We start from the raw sequence: 564 nt of genomic DNA on the forward strand, positions 1-564 counted from the left end.
TTTATGCTGACTTCATTATCTAGTTTTGAAAGAACAATTCTTTCACATTGTTCCTCAGTAGCTCAATGGTGGAGCAACCGGCTGTTAACCGGTAGGCTGGCGGTTCGAGTCCGTCCTGAGGAGCCATATAAGGAGAGTTACCCAAGAGGCCGAAGGGGACGGTTTGCTAAACCGTTAGTATGCGTAAGCGTAGCGAGGGTTCGAATCCCTCACTCTCCGCCATATTGTTTTCTCTAGATCGTGGCGGTGTAGCTCAGCTGGCTAGAGCGTTCGGTTCATACCCGAAAGGTCGGGGGTTCGATCCCCTCCGCCGCTACCAGTTCTTTATAACTCCTGCGGTCGTGGTGGAATTGGCAGACACACCATCTTGAGGGGGTGGCGGGGCGACCCGTGCGAGTTCGAGTCTCGCCGACCGCACCATTAAGAGAAAAATTATCTTGGCCCGTTGGTGAAGCGGTTTAACACAGCAGCCTTTCACGCTGTCATACAGGGGTTCGAATCCCCTACGGGTCACCATTTATCTGGAGGATTAGCTCAGCTGGGAGAGCATCTGCCTTACAAGCA

5 tRNA genes are annotated in these 564 nt (G+C 52.7%); all 5 read left to right on the forward strand.

The features are described from left to right. Positions 1 to 51: 51 nt before the first annotated feature. Positions 52 to 126: transfer RNA gene (locus tag O0550_RS24045), tRNA-Asn, on the forward strand. 5 nt (positions 127 to 131) lie between these two features. Beyond that, a tRNA-Ser gene (locus tag O0550_RS24050) sits at positions 132 to 222 on the forward strand. A 20-nt stretch (positions 223 to 242) separates the two neighbouring features. Continuing rightward, a tRNA-Met gene (locus tag O0550_RS24055) sits at positions 243 to 319 on the forward strand. 16 nt (positions 320 to 335) lie between these two features. Continuing rightward, positions 336 to 420, forward strand: a tRNA-Leu gene (locus O0550_RS24060). A gap of 19 nt (positions 421 to 439) precedes the next feature. Further along, positions 440 to 516, forward strand: a tRNA-Glu gene (locus O0550_RS24065). The last annotated feature ends 48 nt before the right edge of the window (positions 517 to 564 follow it).

Origin of the sequence: Brevibacillus halotolerans (genome assembly GCF_026891775.1) — a bacterium.
In the GTDB taxonomy this organism is placed as follows: domain Bacteria; phylum Bacillota; class Bacilli; order Brevibacillales; family Brevibacillaceae; genus Brevibacillus_B; species Brevibacillus_B halotolerans.